Source organism: Paraburkholderia phytofirmans PsJN, from assembly GCF_000020125.1.
GTDB classification, from domain to species: Bacteria; Pseudomonadota; Gammaproteobacteria; order Burkholderiales; family Burkholderiaceae; genus Paraburkholderia; species Paraburkholderia phytofirmans.
Map to the genome: position 1 here is coordinate 1,164,835 of NC_010681.1, position 15,232 is coordinate 1,180,066.

11 protein-coding genes and 1 tRNA gene are annotated in these 15,232 nt (G+C 63.7%); 7 read left to right on the forward strand and 5 right to left on the reverse strand.

Annotation, left to right across the window (positions count from 1 at the left end; all coding sequences use genetic code 11):
* Positions 1–114 precede the first annotated feature (114 nt).
* Positions 115–1,623 (forward strand): flagellar filament capping protein FliD, encoded by a 1,509-nt coding sequence (gene fliD / locus BPHYT_RS05055; protein ID WP_012432083.1) that lies wholly within the window; start codon positions 115–117, stop codon positions 1,621–1,623.
* Positions 1,624–1,689: 66 nt separating this feature from the next.
* Here fliD and BPHYT_RS05060 read toward each other — a convergent pair whose 3' ends face one another.
* The 3 genes from BPHYT_RS05060 to trxB form a co-directional block, all read right to left on the reverse strand.
* Positions 1,690–2,310 carry a trimeric intracellular cation channel family protein gene (locus BPHYT_RS05060; RefSeq protein WP_041758771.1) on the reverse strand — a complete coding sequence of 207 codons (621 nt, stop codon included), beginning with the start codon at positions 2,308–2,310 and terminating at the stop codon, positions 1,690–1,692.
* Positions 2,311–2,323: 13 nt separating this feature from the next.
* A complete protein-coding gene (locus BPHYT_RS05065) occupies positions 2,324–3,082 on the reverse strand; it encodes a Smr/MutS family protein (RefSeq protein ID WP_041758773.1) in 759 nt (252 codons plus the stop codon).
* Between the two features lie 180 nt (positions 3,083–3,262).
* A complete protein-coding gene (trxB, locus tag BPHYT_RS05070) occupies positions 3,263–4,264 on the reverse strand; it encodes a thioredoxin-disulfide reductase (RefSeq protein WP_012432086.1) in 1,002 nt (333 codons plus the stop codon).
* 344 nt (positions 4,265–4,608) lie between these two features.
* On the opposite strand from trxB, the gene BPHYT_RS05075 reads away from it, so the two are divergent.
* Together BPHYT_RS05075 and lolA are read left to right on the forward strand one after the other, a co-directional pair.
* On the forward strand, positions 4,609–6,921 hold the full coding sequence (locus BPHYT_RS05075; protein ID WP_012432087.1) for a DNA translocase FtsK: 2,313 nt from the start codon (positions 4,609–4,611) through the stop codon (positions 6,919–6,921).
* A gap of 364 nt (positions 6,922–7,285) precedes the next feature.
* Positions 7,286–8,020, forward strand: a complete 735-nt coding sequence (lolA, locus tag BPHYT_RS05080; RefSeq protein ID WP_012432088.1) for an outer membrane lipoprotein chaperone LolA — start codon at positions 7,286–7,288, stop codon at positions 8,018–8,020.
* Positions 8,021–8,100: 80 nt separating this feature from the next.
* Here lolA and BPHYT_RS05085 read toward each other — a convergent pair whose 3' ends face one another.
* Complete coding sequence (locus BPHYT_RS05085) at positions 8,101–9,021, reverse strand: LysR family transcriptional regulator (protein ID WP_012432089.1); 921 nt, start codon at positions 9,019–9,021, stop codon at positions 8,101–8,103.
* A 171-nt stretch (positions 9,022–9,192) separates the two neighbouring features.
* On the opposite strand from BPHYT_RS05085, the gene speB reads away from it, so the two are divergent.
* Positions 9,193–10,182 (forward strand): agmatinase, encoded by a 990-nt coding sequence (gene speB / locus BPHYT_RS05090; protein ID WP_012432090.1) that lies wholly within the window; start codon positions 9,193–9,195, stop codon positions 10,180–10,182.
* 82 nt (positions 10,183–10,264) lie between these two features.
* Here speB and cytX read toward each other — a convergent pair whose 3' ends face one another.
* Positions 10,265–11,581 carry a putative hydroxymethylpyrimidine transporter CytX gene (cytX, locus tag BPHYT_RS05095; protein ID WP_012432091.1) on the reverse strand — a complete coding sequence of 439 codons (1,317 nt, stop codon included), beginning with the start codon at positions 11,579–11,581 and terminating at the stop codon, positions 10,265–10,267.
* A 355-nt stretch (positions 11,582–11,936) separates the two neighbouring features.
* On the opposite strand from cytX, the gene BPHYT_RS05100 reads away from it, so the two are divergent.
* The 3 genes from BPHYT_RS05100 (at position 11,937) to BPHYT_RS05110 (ending at position 15,100) form a co-directional block, all read left to right on the forward strand.
* A complete protein-coding gene (locus tag BPHYT_RS05100) occupies positions 11,937–13,250 on the forward strand; it encodes a replication-associated recombination protein A (protein ID WP_012432092.1) in 1,314 nt (437 codons plus the stop codon).
* Positions 13,251–13,507: 257 nt separating this feature from the next.
* Positions 13,508–14,803 (forward strand): serine--tRNA ligase, encoded by a 1,296-nt coding sequence (serS, locus tag BPHYT_RS05105; RefSeq protein ID WP_012432093.1) that lies wholly within the window; start codon positions 13,508–13,510, stop codon positions 14,801–14,803.
* A gap of 206 nt (positions 14,804–15,009) precedes the next feature.
* A tRNA-Ser gene (locus BPHYT_RS05110) sits at positions 15,010–15,100 on the forward strand.
* Positions 15,101–15,232: the final 132 nt, after the last annotated feature.

The window sequence follows — 15,232 nt, forward strand, 5'->3', positions numbered from 1 at the left end:
AACATTTGAAAACTTTGTAAGAGACGCCGACGTGACCGGATCAATGGCGCAACAGAAGCAGCCCGGGACGTCGCTTAACGAATAACGAAAAATTCGACGTACGGGGAGCTTCACATGTCCAGCATCACTTCCTCGGTGAATAGCGCGACGGCCAACGCGCAAAGCCAGGTGCAGCAAGCGGCGCAATCCATTATCAGCGGTTCGACCGGCAATTCGTCGATGGATGTGGCGAGCTTGGTCTCGGTGCTCGTCAACGCCAAAACGGCGGGTCAGGCGGCGTCGTTGCAGGCCCGGCAGACTAGCGACAACACGACATTGTCCGCGTACGGCGCGCTCACTTCGGCGTTGTCCGCCTTGCAGGCGGCGATTAAAAATCTGTCGGACGGCACCACCTTGTCCACCTTCGCGGCCACCGCGAGCGGCAAGGGCCTCGACCCGAAAGCGGGCCCCGGCGCGGTGGCCGGCAGCTATGCGATCGACGTGACGCAGATCGCCTCGTCGCAGAGCCTGGCGTCGGCGGCGTTCGGCGCGACGACGAAACTCGGCACCGGCACGTTGACGATCTCGGTCGGCGGCAAGCCGATGGACGTCTCCATCGACAGCACCAACAACACGTTGAGCGGCATCGCCAGCGCGATCAACAAGGCGTCCAACAATCCGGGCGTGACTGCGACGATCGTGACCGGCACCGGCGGCGCTCACCTCGTGCTGCGCTCGGCCACCACCGGCTCGGGCAACACGATCAACGTGGCCACCAGCAACGTACAGAACGACGCGGGCCTGTCGAGCCTCGGCGTGACTTCGACACCCGGCGCGAACGGCGGAGCGTCCACGATCGTGTCGTCGGATGCCGGCAATGCGTGGCGTCAGAGCGAAGTGGCGCAGGACGCGTTGGTGACCATCGGCGGGATCGCGGCGCGCAGTGCCAACAATGCCGTGACCGATGCGATTGACGGCGTCACGCTGAATCTGTCGGCCGCGTCGGTCGGCAGTCCGCAAACGCTGACGATCGCGCCCGACACCACCGCGCAGAACACGGCCATCACAAACTTCGCCAACCTGTACAACACGGTGGTCACCACGATCGGCAAGTTGTCCTCGTACGACAAATCGTCGAAGACGGGCGGTGCACTGCTTGGAGACTCGACGCTGCTGACGGTGAAGAATGCGTTGGCGTCGATCATCGCCGGCGGCGTGGGTAAGGGCACTTCCGTAGTGAGCCTCGGGCACATCGGCATCACGCTGAAGGGCGATCCCGCGGACGGCACGCTGGTCGTCGACAACGCCAAACTGACGACAGCGCTCAATAGCAGCCCAGCGCAAGTTTCCGCGCTGTTCAACTCGACCGACGGCGTCGGCGCCAAACTGAACAAGAGCATCGACGAGTTCACGCGGACGGGCGGCATCATCGACACGCGCAACAACGCGCTCAACGCCGACCTGAAAAGCGTCACCGCGCAGCAGACCAAGCTGAGCGACTACGCCACGCAATTGACGAAGCAGTATCAGAGCCAATTCACCGCGCTGAACACGTTGATGGCGACCATGAACAACAACTCGGCCTATCTGACGGCGCTATTCGGCGGCTCAAAGAGCGCGGGCGCGCTGGCGACCAACAAGTAGTTCGAATGAGCCGGCGGCGCGTTGCCTGTCAGAGGGCAATGCGCCGCCGTTTGGCGTTTCATATGGTCAATGCGGCAAGCGCACATTGAACCGGAATGTCAGGAGCCGTGCGAGCAGGATGAAGGCGGTGGCGATCAGCACGCTATAGACCGTGTCGAATTCGATGTAATCCAGCAGCACATACAGCCAGCAGCCCACGAACGCACACGTGGCGTACGGCCGCGAGTCGCGCAGGATCAGCGGCACTTCGTTGCACAACACATCGCGGATCACGCCGCCGAAAACGCCCGTCAGCACGCCCATCATCACCGAGGTGAACCACGGCATTTGCGCATCGTGCGCGATCGACGTGCCTCCTATGCTGAACAGCCCCAGCCCGATCGCATCCGCCACCAGCAGAACCCGCTCGGAAAAGAGCCGCGAGGTCATTTTCAGAAGAGTCGGCGCGAACAGCGACATCACGAAGATCGCGATCAGATAACCTTGATGCTCGACCCAGTAGAAGGGCCGTCGCTCCAGCAGCACGTCGCGCAACGTGCCGCCGCCGAAGGCCGTGGCGATCGCGACCAGAAACGTGCCCACGGCGTCGAGCCGGCGGGTTCTGGCTTCGATGAAACCGGAAATGGCGTACGCGAAAATCGCCAGCGCCTCCATGATGGTCAGCGCGAGGGTAAGCCTCGGATGGATCACTGTGGCTCCGTCAGGCTTTGGGGTGAGCCGGCAGTGCGCCAGGCTGCAACAGCACGACCACCGCGCCGGCGCCGCCGTCATGCGGACGCGCCTGACAGAACGCGATGACCTCGGACTTCTGCACGAGCCACGCGCGAACTTTGCCCTTCAGTACCGGTTCCTTGCCGATCGATCCCAGGCCCTTGCCGTGAATCACGCGCAAACACCGCAAGCCGCGCTTCACCGACTCGCGGATGAACTCCGCCAGCGCCTCGCGCGCCTCCTCGCGCCGCATGCCGTGCAGGTCGATTTGCGCCTGCACGATCCAGTCGCCGCGCCGCAGTTTGCGCACGACTTCCTGACTCATGCCGGGGCGGCAGTAGGACAGCGTCTCGTCGGTTTCGAGGAGGATTTCCGGGTCGAACTCGTCGGAGATCGCTTCGTGGAGCACGGCTTCTTCGTCGAGTTTGGTTTGCACCGGGAGCGGCGGCGGAGGATTGCGCGGCAGCGTGGCGCGCGGCGGCACGGCCAGCGGTGCAACCGCGCCGATCTCGCGGCGGAACAGATCGGCGTCTGCCGAGGCTTCGCGCTGCGCGGCAGCGGCAGCTACCCGTTCGCGTTCGCGCCGTTGCGTGTCGACTTTGAGCGCGTCACGCAATGCGCCGAGGCCGGCGAGGCCGGCCGCCGGATCGAGCCTCGGTTTGTCGGTGGGAGCAGCCGGTTCGGGCGCGGGCCGCGCGACGGCGCGCGCGCGCTTCGGTTCGCTCGGATGGGGCTGGTTCTTCGGCATATGGGGTGAGACACGCAGAAAAAAGTAGGTCGGTCGCGCGATGGTTTTCTTGCGACCGGAAGACCGGAATGCAAAAAGGCCGCCGGCTTGGCAGCCGCGGCCTTCTTTCAAGCTGGCGGCCGGGCCATGCCCAGCCGCCATTTTACCGTCGCGCTCCGGATCGCAGTCTGGCGCGGGCGATTAACGCTCGGCTTCCTGGCTCATTGCGTGCTCGCCGGCCATCTCGTCGATGGTTTCCAGATAGCGTTGCGCGTCGAGCGCGGCCATACAACCCGTGCCGGCGCTGGTGATTGCCTGACGGTACACGTGATCCTGCACGTCGCCCGCAGCGAACACGCCGGCTACGCTGGTCGCCGTAGCAAAACCGTTCAGGCCGCCCTTGGTGATGATGTAGCCGTTCTTCATCTCCAGTTGGCCCGCGAAAATGTCCGTGTTCGGCTTATGGCCGATCGCGACGAAAATACCTTGCAGCGCGATGTCTTCGGTGGCACCCGTTTTCGTGTTCTTGATACGCAGACCGGTTACGCCGGACTGGTCGCCGGTGACTTCGTCGAGCGTGCTGTCCCACTTGATCTCGACCAGGCCTTCCTTTTCCTTCGCCAGCAAACGGTCGATCAGGATCGGCTCGGCGCGGAACTTGTCGCGGCGATGGATCACCGTCACCTTCCTGGCGATGCCGGACAGATAGAGCGCTTCCTCGACCGCGGTATTGCCGCCGCCGATCACGGCCACATGTTGTTGCTTGTAGAAGAAGCCGTCGCAGGTGGCGCAAGCCGACACGCCCTTGCCCATGAACGCTTCTTCCGACGGCAGGCCGAGATACTGCGCCGATGCGCCGGTCGAGATGATCAGCGAGTCGCAGGTGTATTCGCCCGAGTCGCCGATCAGGCGAATCGGCTTCTCATCCAGCTTGGCCGTATGGATGTGGTCGAAAATGATTTCGGTGTTGAAGCGCTCGGCGTGCTCCAGGAAGCGCGTCATCAGTTCCGGGCCTTGCACGCCGTTGGGGTCCGCCGGCCAGTTTTCGACGTCGGTCGTGGTCATGAGCTGACCGCCTTGAGCCAGACCCGTGACGAGCACCGGCGCAAGGTTGGCGCGCGCCGCGTACACCGCGGCCGTGTAGCCGGCGGGACCGGAACCGAGAATCAGAACCTTGGCGTGTTTCGTGGAAGTTGCAGGCATGATCGAATCCTTTTACGGCGCCCGGCTCGCCCATGCGAGGCCGCGCGACTTGAGCTGAAACTGTAGATGGGTATCAGCGCGTCATTATAAAGGGCGAGGCGCCGGCCTGCTCCATGAAGCTTTCCGATCACGCCGATAGCGTCGGCGACGGGCCGCGCAACGCCTTTCTGTGGCCAAACGGCCAAGTTACCGTCATTTACAGCCTCGCGCGGGACACTGCGTTTACAATAGCCCGGATCGAAGTTCCCGGAAGCCGGGATCGGGCCCGAAGCCGCGCTGGGCGAGGCTTGACCACGACTCAGGCCGGGGTCGGGCAAACACCGGGCACACACGCAACAGGATCAATGGCAAAAGCTCCCTATTCCGCGAGCGCGCAGGCATTGCCGCACCGCATGTCGCGCCTTTTCACCGAAATCCGCTGGATCCTGCAGGTGGCGCTTGGCGTTTTCCTGCTCATGGCGCTCGTCAGCTACAGCCGCCGCGATCCGAGTTGGACCCATGCCGCGCAGGTCGACCATATCGCCAACTGGGCGGGCCGCGTCGGCGCGTGGACGTCCGACATTCTGCTGCTGCTGTTCGGCCTGTCCGCCTACTGGTGGATCGTGCTGCTCGGCCGCCATATCTCCGCGAACTACAAGCGCATCACCCGTCACGAGGAAGAGCAGGAAGACGCGCCGCGCGAAAGCTGGCTTGCCGACGCGTTCGCTTTCATGCTGGTCCTGCTGGCCTGCGACGGCATCGAAGCACTGCGCATGTGGTCGCTGAAAGTGCAGTTGCCACGCGCGCCGGGCGGCGTGATCGGCGAGGCGGTTGCGCGCGGCGTGTCGCATGCACTGGGTTTCACGGGCGGCACGCTGGCGCTTTTGATCGTGCTCGGTATCGGTTTGTCGCTGTATTTCCGTTTTTCGTGGCTTTCGGTGTCGGAGAAGGTCGGCGAATCGATCATCTCCGCGGTGACGTTTGCCAAGCTGCGCCGTGAGGCCGACCGTGACCGCAAGCTGGGCGAAGCGGCTGCGGTCAAGCGCGAGGGCAAGGTCGAGAAGGGCCGCGTGCGGATCGAGGAACACGAGCCGGTCATGATCGTGCCGCCGGTCGTCACGCCGGCCAAGTCGGAGCGCGTCGAGAAGGAGCGGCAAGTGCCGCTCTTCACAGACCTGCCGGGCGATTCCACCTTGCCGCCTATTTCGCTGCTCGATGCCGCGCCCGCCGCGCAGGAAACCATCTCGGCGGATACGCTGGAATTCACCTCGCGGCTGATCGAGAAAAAGCTCAAGGACTTCGGCGTCGAAGTGAGCGTGGTCGCGGCGTATCCCGGCCCAGTGGTCACGCGTTATGAGATCGAGCCGGCTACCGGCGTGAAGGGCAGCCAGATCGTGGGTCTTGCCAAGGACCTCGCGCGTTCGCTGTCGCTCGTGTCGATTCGCGTGGTCGAAACCATTCCGGGCAAGAATTTCATGGCGCTGGAATTGCCGAACCAGCGTCGTCAGACCGTGAGTCTCTCCGAGATTCTTGGCTCGGCGGTTTATGCGGATGCGGCGTCGCCGCTCACCATGGGCCTCGGTAAAGACATCGGCGGCAAGCCGGTGTGCGCCGATCTCGCGAAGATGCCGCACTTGCTGGTGGCGGGTACGACGGGCTCGGGCAAGTCGGTCGGTATCAACGCGATGATCCTGTCGCTGCTCTACAAGGCGAGCGCGGAGCAGGTCCGCATGATCCTGATCGATCCGAAGATGCTCGAAATGAGCGTGTACGAAGGCATTCCGCATCTGCTGTGTCCGGTGGTGACGGACATGCGCCAGGCCGGTCACGCGCTCAACTGGGCGGTGGCCGAGATGGAACGCCGCTACAAACTCATGAGCAAGCTCGGCGTTCGTAACCTCGCCGGCTACAACAACAAGATCGACGAAGCCGCCAAACGGGAAGAAAAACTGCCGAATCCGTTCAGCCTCACGCCAGACGATCCGGAGCCGCTCACGCGTCTGCCGAACATCGTCGTGGTGATCGACGAACTGGCCGACCTGATGATGGTGGTCGGCAAGAAGGTGGAAGAGTTGATCGCGCGGATCGCACAGAAAGCGCGTGCGGCCGGCATTCACCTGATTCTCGCGACGCAGCGTCCGTCGGTGGATGTGATCACCGGCCTCATCAAGGCCAACGTGCCAACGCGGATGGCTTTCCAGGTGTCGTCCAAGATCGACTCGCGCACGATTCTCGACCAGCAGGGCGCGGAGTCGCTGCTCGGCATGGGTGACATGCTGTATCTGCCGCCGGGCAGCGGCTTGCCGGTGCGCGTGCACGGCGCGTTCGTGTCGGACGAGGAAGTGCACCGCGTCGTCGACAAACTCAAGGAACAGGGCGAGCCGAACTACATCGAGGGCATTCTCGAAGGCGGCGTGACGGGCGAGGGCGACGAAGGCTCCGCGGGCGCCGGAGGAACCGGATCGGGTGACGGCGAGTCGGACCCGTTATACGACCAGGCGGTCGATGTGGTGCTGAAGAATCGCCGTGCGTCGATCTCGCTGGTGCAACGGCATTTGCGCATCGGCTATAACCGCGCGGCCCGCCTGCTCGAGCAGATGGAAAACTCGGGCGTGGTGTCGGCGATGTCGTCGAACGGCAATCGCGAGATTCTGGCGCCGGCGCGGGAAGCGGAATAGAACGAAGGGCAGCGAGTTCGCAGCGCGGCGGCGAGTGCGCTGTCGGCTGCGAGACGTGGACGCTTCTTTACCGCAACCGAAGGCAAGCCACGCCACGCTCTGTGGCGTTGAGGCATTGCCACCGCCGTCGAAAGGCACATTTGGCGAGCCATGCCTTGTGGCGTTAAAAGGCCGGTCGCTACCCTAAGGCTCGTTTAAGGCGGGCTGGCTAAGCTGTTCATGGTGCGCCTGAGTACAGCGCCGATGGGTAGCGCGCTCGCTGGGACTGCTGCGATCCCTCGCCAATATGGGCACGCAGACATTGCCCAATGCGCAAGCAAGCGGTCACGACCGCTCAACGAATTCAATCAAGGGAGAAAACTACATGCAGCTATTCGCGCAGAAGTACGCTCGAGAGAATGCTCAACCCGGCCGAATCGGCCAGCTTGCCCGCACCTTGGTGCGTGGGGTAGGCAGCGTGGCGATCGGCGCGTCGGTGCTGTTCGCGTCGCAGGCGTTCGCCAGCGGCACCGAGCAACTGAAGGCGTTCGTCGCGCAAGTGCATTCGGCGCGCGGCACCTTCGTCCAGCAGGAAGTGCGGGCGCCGAGCAAGGCGCAAGGCGCGAGCGGCACGTTGTCGACCCAGGGGGCGGGCAAAACCGGCACGTCGAGCGGCACCTTCACGTTCGCGCGTCCCGGAAAGTTCATCTGGCAATACGAGAAACCGTATGCCCAGTTGCTGCAAGCAGACGGCGACAAGCTCTACGTCTATGACAAGGATCTGAATCAGGTGACGGTGCGCAGCCTCGGCGGCGCACTCGGCGCGAGCCCGGCCGCGATCCTGTTTGGCAGCAACGATCTCGACAAGAACTTCACGCTGCGCGACGCGGGTGTGAAAGCGGGCATCGACTGGCTCGAACTTACGCCGAAGGCGAAAGACACGCAGTTCCAGCGCGTGGGCATCGGCTTCAAGGACGGCAATCTCGAAGCGATGGAATTGCACGACGTGTTCGGCAACGTGACGCTGCTGACCTTCTCGAACATTCAGAAGAATCCGCCGCTGCCGGCCGATGCGTTCAAGTTCACGGTGCCGAAGGGCGCGGACGTGATCAACGGATAAGCCGTTACGCAGTTGGAATGCGATTGGCACAGAAGCCGCGCCGTGAGCGCGGCTTTTTCATTGCGCGCGTGAGTTGTCCACTATTCGTCCACTTCCAGCACCTGCACCGGATGCGCGGCCTTCATATCGTCGATAAACGCTTCGACGATATCCGTTCGATGCTGCCGCGCCCGCGTGACCATATGAAACGCGACGCGGTAACGCATCTGCGCAGGATTCAGCGCGGCGAGCAGCCCTTGCTTGACGAACGGCGCCGCGAAATGCCCCGGCAGATAGCCGAGGTGATGCCCGGAGAGCACCAGCATTGCGACCGCTTCCATGTTGTCCGCGACGGCGGTGACGTTCTGCGGCGTGGTCGAACTTTCGGCTTCGGGTAGCGGATAACTGCGCCACGCCCATTCGTGCTGCGCGGCTTCGGCGGGCGGGACATCGCCCGCTTGTGCGAACAGCGGGTGACCTTTCGCGCAATACGCGAACTGGTCTTCCGCGAACACCTCGGTATATTCGAGCGACGGCACGCGATGCCAGAAATAGCCGATGCCGATCTGAATCCGCCCGTTCAGCAGCAACTCCTCCAGTTCGCCCGGCGAGCGCACCAGAATCGAAAACCGCACCGACTGATCGCGCGCCCGGAACCGGCCGATCGCGTCGCTGATACGCGCGCTCGCCGACACCGGTGTGTGGCCTATCATTCCGATATCGAGCGTGCCGACCAGCTTGCGGCCGACGTTGCGCGCCTGCATGCCGAAGGTATCGACGGCCGACAGCAGGGCGCGCGCCGCGTCGATGAACTGCTCGCCGCGCGCCGTCAGGCTGAAGCCGCCGCGGCCACGTTCGCACAGCCGGTAGCCGAGGCGGGTTTCCAGCGTGGCGAGTTGCGTGCTGATGGTCGACTGGCCGACGTTGAGCGTTGCTTGGGCCGGCGAGACGCCGCCCGCATCGACAATGGCGAGAAATACGCGGATCAGCCGCAGGTCGAGATCGGTGAGTTGGGAGAACATGCGTCAGGATACATCGCTGAAGATCAATGTGAAGTTTATTCCGTCGGTATTTTAACTTCTGGGAAACTGCTCAAGAATCGAGATTCGCCCGGCAAGGTGCGCTTCTGATGCTTCCCCTCGGCCGGTCTGCACGATTTTGCTTGCTGCCCCTCTTTTCATTGCCGAGACACGATGAATACTTCTTCCTTCATTTCCCCAGAAGCCGGCGAACGGCCGCAACCGCTGTCCGGCAACGCCATGCCCCGCTGCGGCGGCATCGCGACGATGATGCGGCTGCCGAACGTCGGCTCGGCCGAAGGCTTCGACGCCTGTTTCGTCGGCGTGCCGTTCGATCTCGGCACCTCGAACCGGACCGGCGCGCGCTTCGGACCGCGCCAGATCCGCAGTGAATCCGTGCTGCTGCGCCCGTACAACATGGCGACGCGCGCCGCGCCGTTCGATTCGCTGCGCGTGGCCGACCTCGGCGACGTCGCGATCAATCCGTACAACCTGCACGATTCCATCAAGCGCATCGAAACCGCGTACGACGAAATTCTTCAACACGATTGCAAGCCGATCACGCTGGGCGGCGATCACACCATCGCGCTGCCGATCCTGCGCGCGATTCATCGCAAGCACGGCAAGGTCGGCCTGATTCACGTCGACGCGCACGCCGACGTCAACGACACCATGATGGGCGAGAAGATCGCGCACGGCACGCCGTTCCGCCGCGCGGTGGAAGAGGGCTTGCTCGATTGCGACCGTGTCGTGCAGATCGGTTTGCGCGGCACGGGCTACGCAGCCGAAGACTTCGACTGGTGCCGCGATCAGGGTTTTGAAGTCGTGCAGGCCGAGGCTTGCTGGAACCAGTCGCTCGTGCCGTTGATGGCGCGTATTCGCGAGCGCATGGGCGACGGCCCGGTGTACATCACGTTCGACATCGACGGGATCGATCCGGCTTTTGCGCCGGGCACGGGCACGCCGGAAATCGCCGGCTTGACGGTGCCGCAGGCGTTGGAAATCATTCGCGGCTCGCGTGGTCTGAATATCGTCGGCTGCGATCTGGTCGAGGTCGCGCCGCCTTACGATCCGTTCGGCACGACCGCGCTGCTCGGCGCGAATCTCGCGTTCGAATTGCTGTGCGTGCTGCCGGGTGTCGAGTATCGGGCGTCCACGCGCTAAAACGATTTGAGCGATAAGAAAAGGCCTGCATTTGCAGGCCTTTTTGTGTTTATGTGACGTTGACGCTCAGCTCAATTGAGCCTCAGGCATACGCGGTCTTGCGCGCCGTCACGAACACCAGATAACACACCGCGCCGATCACCAACGCGGGCAAGGTCGCGCCGAGATTCGGCAGCCATTGATTGATCACCTGATACGCGACGATACCAATCGCCCACGCAAGGAACGCGCTCAGATGCCAGCCGCCTGAGAAGCCATAACGGCCGCGCACGTCGGCGAGCGCGGCGGCTTCGATACGACGCTTGCGCACGATGAAGTGATCCACCAGCACCACGCCGAACAGCGGCGCGAATACCGAGCCGATCAGCAGCAGGAAGTTCTGATACTTTGCCATCGGCACGGCAAGGGCGATCAGCGTGCACAGCGCGCCGAACGCCGCCGACAAAATGGGCACGCTGCCGCGCGTCCAGAACGTGCCGGTCGACACCGCGGCCGAGTGGATGTCCGCGAAGGCGTTGTCGACTTCATCGATCAGGATCAGCAGCAGCGCGAGGCCGCCGCCGGCTTGCGCCAATGCGCCGGTCAACAGCGCGTCGCCGCCGCCCGCCGCGAGGCCGTAGACCGCGCCGAGTGCGTAAAACCAGATGTTGGCGATGCCGTAACCGATCAGCGTGCCGCGGAAGGTTTCGCCGGGCTTGCGGCCGAAACGCGTGTAGTCGGCGATCAGCGGCAGCCACGACAGCGGCATGGCCACTACCAGATCGATCGCGCCGCCAAACGACATCTCGCCCGTGCCCGGACGCTGCATCAACGCGTTCAGATCGTGCTTGGCGAGCAGATTCCAGGTGAGCCACGCCGCGCCCGCGAGCAGCAGCCAGATGCCCCACGTACGCAGAAAGCGCCGCACGAACGAGAGCGGGCCGCTGATCGCGAGCAGCGTCGCGAGTAAGCCGAAGATCACCGTCCAGATGAGCGGCATGGAGAGGCCGAAGGCCTGCTTGGCGAGGGCGTCGGCGGAATCGCGCATTACGATCACCTCGAACGAGCCCCAGCCGACCAGTTGCACCGCGTTCAGCACGGCGGGCACCGACGCGCCGCGCACGCCGAGCGTCGGCCGCAGTGACGACATGGCCGCGAGCCCCGTATCCGTGCCGATCACGCCGGCCAGCGCCAGCAGCACGACGCCGATCACGCTGCCGATCGCGATGGCCAGCAGCGCATGCGGCAGCGACAATCCCGGCACTAGCAGCGCGCCCGCTTGCGCAACCAGCAGGCCGATGCCGAGCGAGAACCAGAGCGCGAACGCGTCGCCGGTGCGGAACGCGCGACGCGCGTCGGGCACCGGCGTGAGCGGTGCGTAGGTGGAACCGGCATCGCCGGCGAGTGGATCTTGTGCCATCTGGTCTTGTCCCTGTTGATAGTGCTTGCCGACTCGTTTGCCAATCTGGCTGCGCAAACTGCGCCGACGTTTGCGTCTGCTGTTATTTCCGCGGTTAGGTCATGCGTTGCCTGCCATGTCCGCTCGATCGTCCAATTGCTTCACCGGTTACCCGATTCGGCCTGGCGGGCCGCCTGAGTTGTTCCCCGCGCGCCGCGCGTCCTTTGTCCAGACGCCGGGCGATTCTTGCCCGGGCGCCGTCACTGTCATAATGCAGGACGTTGCCCGCACTTTCACGTGCTGGCGTGGCTCACCGGCTGTACGCCGCCTTAACACGGACCGCGTCCGGAAAAGCCGAGATTATCCCCAAAACGTCATGTTTGAAGAAACCCGTGCCAATGTTCCGCTCGCCGAACGCCTGCGGCCCCGCAATATCGACGAAGTGATCGGCCAGAAGCACCTGCTCGGCCCGAACAAGCCGCTGCGGGTCGCGTTCGAATCCGGCGAAGCCCATTCAATGATCCTCTGGGGCCCGCCCGGCGTCGGTAAAACCACGCTCGCCCGGCTCATGGCCGATGCGTTTCACGCGGAGTTTATCGCGCTCTCCGCGGTGCTCTCGGGCGTGAAGGATATCCGCGAGGCGGTCGAGACCGCGCAGATTCATCGCGCGAACGGGCATCAGACGCTCGTGTTTGTCGACGAAGTGCATCGCTTCAACAAGAGCCAGCAAGACGCGTTCTTGCCGCACGTCGAGTCGGGGCTGTTCGTGTTCGTCGGCGCGACGACCGAAAATCCGTCGTTCGAGGTGAACAGCGCATTGCTCTCGCGTGCCGCCGTCTACGTGCTGAAAAGCCTCACCGACGACGAGCAGCGCGAGTTGCTCGAGCGCGCGCAGCAGGAACTCGGCGGCCTCACGTTCACCGACGAAGCCCGCGACGCGCTGATCGGTTCCGCCGACGGCGACGGCCGCAAGCTGTTGAACAACCTCGAAATCGTCGCGCGGGCGGCTTCGCAGCAAAAGACCACCGAGATCGACGGCGCGTTGCTCGGCAGCGCGCTGGCCGAAAATCTGCGCCGCTTCGATAAAGGCGGCGACGCATTTTACGACCAGATCAGCGCGCTGCATAAATCGGTGCGCGGCAGCAGCCCGGACGGGGCGCTGTACTGGTTCTGCCGCATGCTCGACGGTGGCGCGGACCCGCGTTACCTGGCGCGCCGCATCGTGCGCATGGCGTGGGAAGACATCGGCCTCGCCGATCCGCGCGCCGCGCGCATCGCGCTAGATGCCGCCGAAACCTATGAGCGCCTGGGCACGCCCGAGGGCGAACTGGCATTGGCGCAGGCGATCATCTATCTGGCGGTCGCGCCGAAGTCGAACGCGGGATACAACGCGTATAACGAGGCGCGGCGCTTCGTGAGCAAGGATCAATCGCGCGGCGTGCCGGTGCATCTGCGCAACGCGCCGACCAAGCTGATGAAGGAACTCGGCTACGGTCACGAGTATCGCTACGCGCACGACGAACCCGATGCCTACGCGGCCGGCGAAACGTATCTGCCGGACAACATGCGCGATCCGCATTGGTACGAGCCGACGCCGCGTGGTCTCGAAGGCAAGATTGGCGACAAGATGGCGCGTCTGGCGGAGCTCGACGCGCAGTGGCGCAGCGAGAACAAGCCGAAGAAGGGTTAGGCTTGGCGGCGCCTCTTGCGCTGCGGCTCGCTTCGCGCGTGTTGTCGCGCCTCGCTGCGGCGTTTGTTTCGCGCGCGGCTGTGCGCGTCGTTTGGCGCTTAGCGTTGTGCTTCGATGCATGCCTTGTTTCATGCGTCGCTGCCCGCCTAAGCGCGCGCCATGTCGGCATTCCACACACGCCGGCCATCTAACGCACCGGCCGCCCACGCCGGTGCGCTAAAATCCCACCTTCATACAACGAATACCCGCCCCATCCCATGCTCGACATTCAGCTGCTGCGCAAAGACCTCGACGGCGTCGCCAAACGCCTCGCCGACCGCGGCTATACCCTCGACGTGGCGGCCTTCGCCGCGCTCGAAGCGGAACGCCGCGAGACCCAGACCCGTACCGAAGAGATGCAGGCGCGCCGCAATAGCCTCTCGAAGCAGATCGGCGCGATGAAAGGCAAGGGCGAGGACACCTCGGCGGTGATGGCCGAAGTGGGCGGTATCGGCGACGAGATGAAGGCGTCGGCGGCTAAGCTCGACGATATCCAGAAGCGTTTGTCGGAACTGCTGCAAGGCGTGCCGAATCTGCCGCATGAAAGCGTGCCGATGGGCAAGGACGAAACCGGCAACGTCGAAGTGCGCCGCTGGGGCACGCCGCGCCAGTTCGATTTCGAGGTGAAGGATCACGTCGATGTCGGCACGCCGCTCGGCCTCGACTTCGAGACCGGCGCGAAGCTCTCGGGCGCGCGTTTCACGATGTTGCGCGGCCAGATTGCGCGGCTGCATCGCGCGCTCGCGCAGTTCATGATCGACACGCACACGCAGCAGCACGGCTATACGGAGGTCTACACGCCGTACATCGTGAATCCGGAAATTCTGTACGGCACCGGCCAACTGCCCAAGTTCGCCGACGACATGTTCCGCGTCGAGAAGGGCGGCGATGAGAACACGGTCACGCAGTATCTGATCTCCACGTCGGAGATTTCGCTGACGAACACGGTGCGCGACAGCATCCTCGAAGCGGACGCGTTGCCGATCAAGCTGACCGCGCATTCGCCGTGCTTCCGCTCGGAAGCGGGCTCGTACGGCCGCGACACGCGCGGTCTGATCCGCCAGCATCAATTCGACAAGGTCGAGATGGTGCAGATCGTCGCGCCGGAAACGTCGTACGCCGCGCTGGAAGAAATGGTCGGCCACGCTGAGACGATTCTGCAGAAGCTGGAACTGCCGTACCGCGTGATCACGCTGTGCACGGGCGACATGGGCTTCTCGGCGGCCAAGACGTACGACCTGGAAGTGTGGGTGCCGGCGCAGAACACGTATCGCGAAATCTCGAGCTGCTCGAACACGGAATCGTTCCAGGCTCGCCGCATGCAGGCGCGTTATCGCAATGCGCAGGGCAAGCCGGAACTGGTGCACACGCTGAACGGCTCGGGTCTGGCCGTGGGCCGTACGCTCGTGGCGGTGCTCGAGAACTTCCAGAACGCCGATGGTTCGGTCACCGTGCCGGCGGCGTTGCGTCCGTATCTGGGCGGCATTGAACGGCTGGAAGTCGCGGCTGGATGAGCGGCTCCATCAGCGACGGGATCGTAATTGCGTCGATCCTCTGCTGATGTTGCGTCAAGACGGGTACGGCGTGCCAGGCGCTTCTGAAGTTTTTTTGGGTCGAGGGGCTTGGCAAACCGAAATAGGCTGTTTTATAATCTTTTTCTCCCAAGCAATCGACCCGCTTGGTACTGATGAGGCGGTAGTCACGGCGATTCAGTAGACCCGGAAAGGTGGCAGAGTGGTCGAATGTACCTGACTCGAAATCAGGCGTACGGTTTTCCCGTACCGTGGGTTCGAATCCCACCCTTTCCGCCAAATTTAAAAACCCCGCAGAGCGAACGTTCTGCGGGGTTTTTGTTTTGACGCAAAGCGAGCTCGGACCGGTCGTCGAACAGAGCAGTCACCTGCCAGCGTCACCGCAATGCCCGCTTGCTGCATCCAAACAGA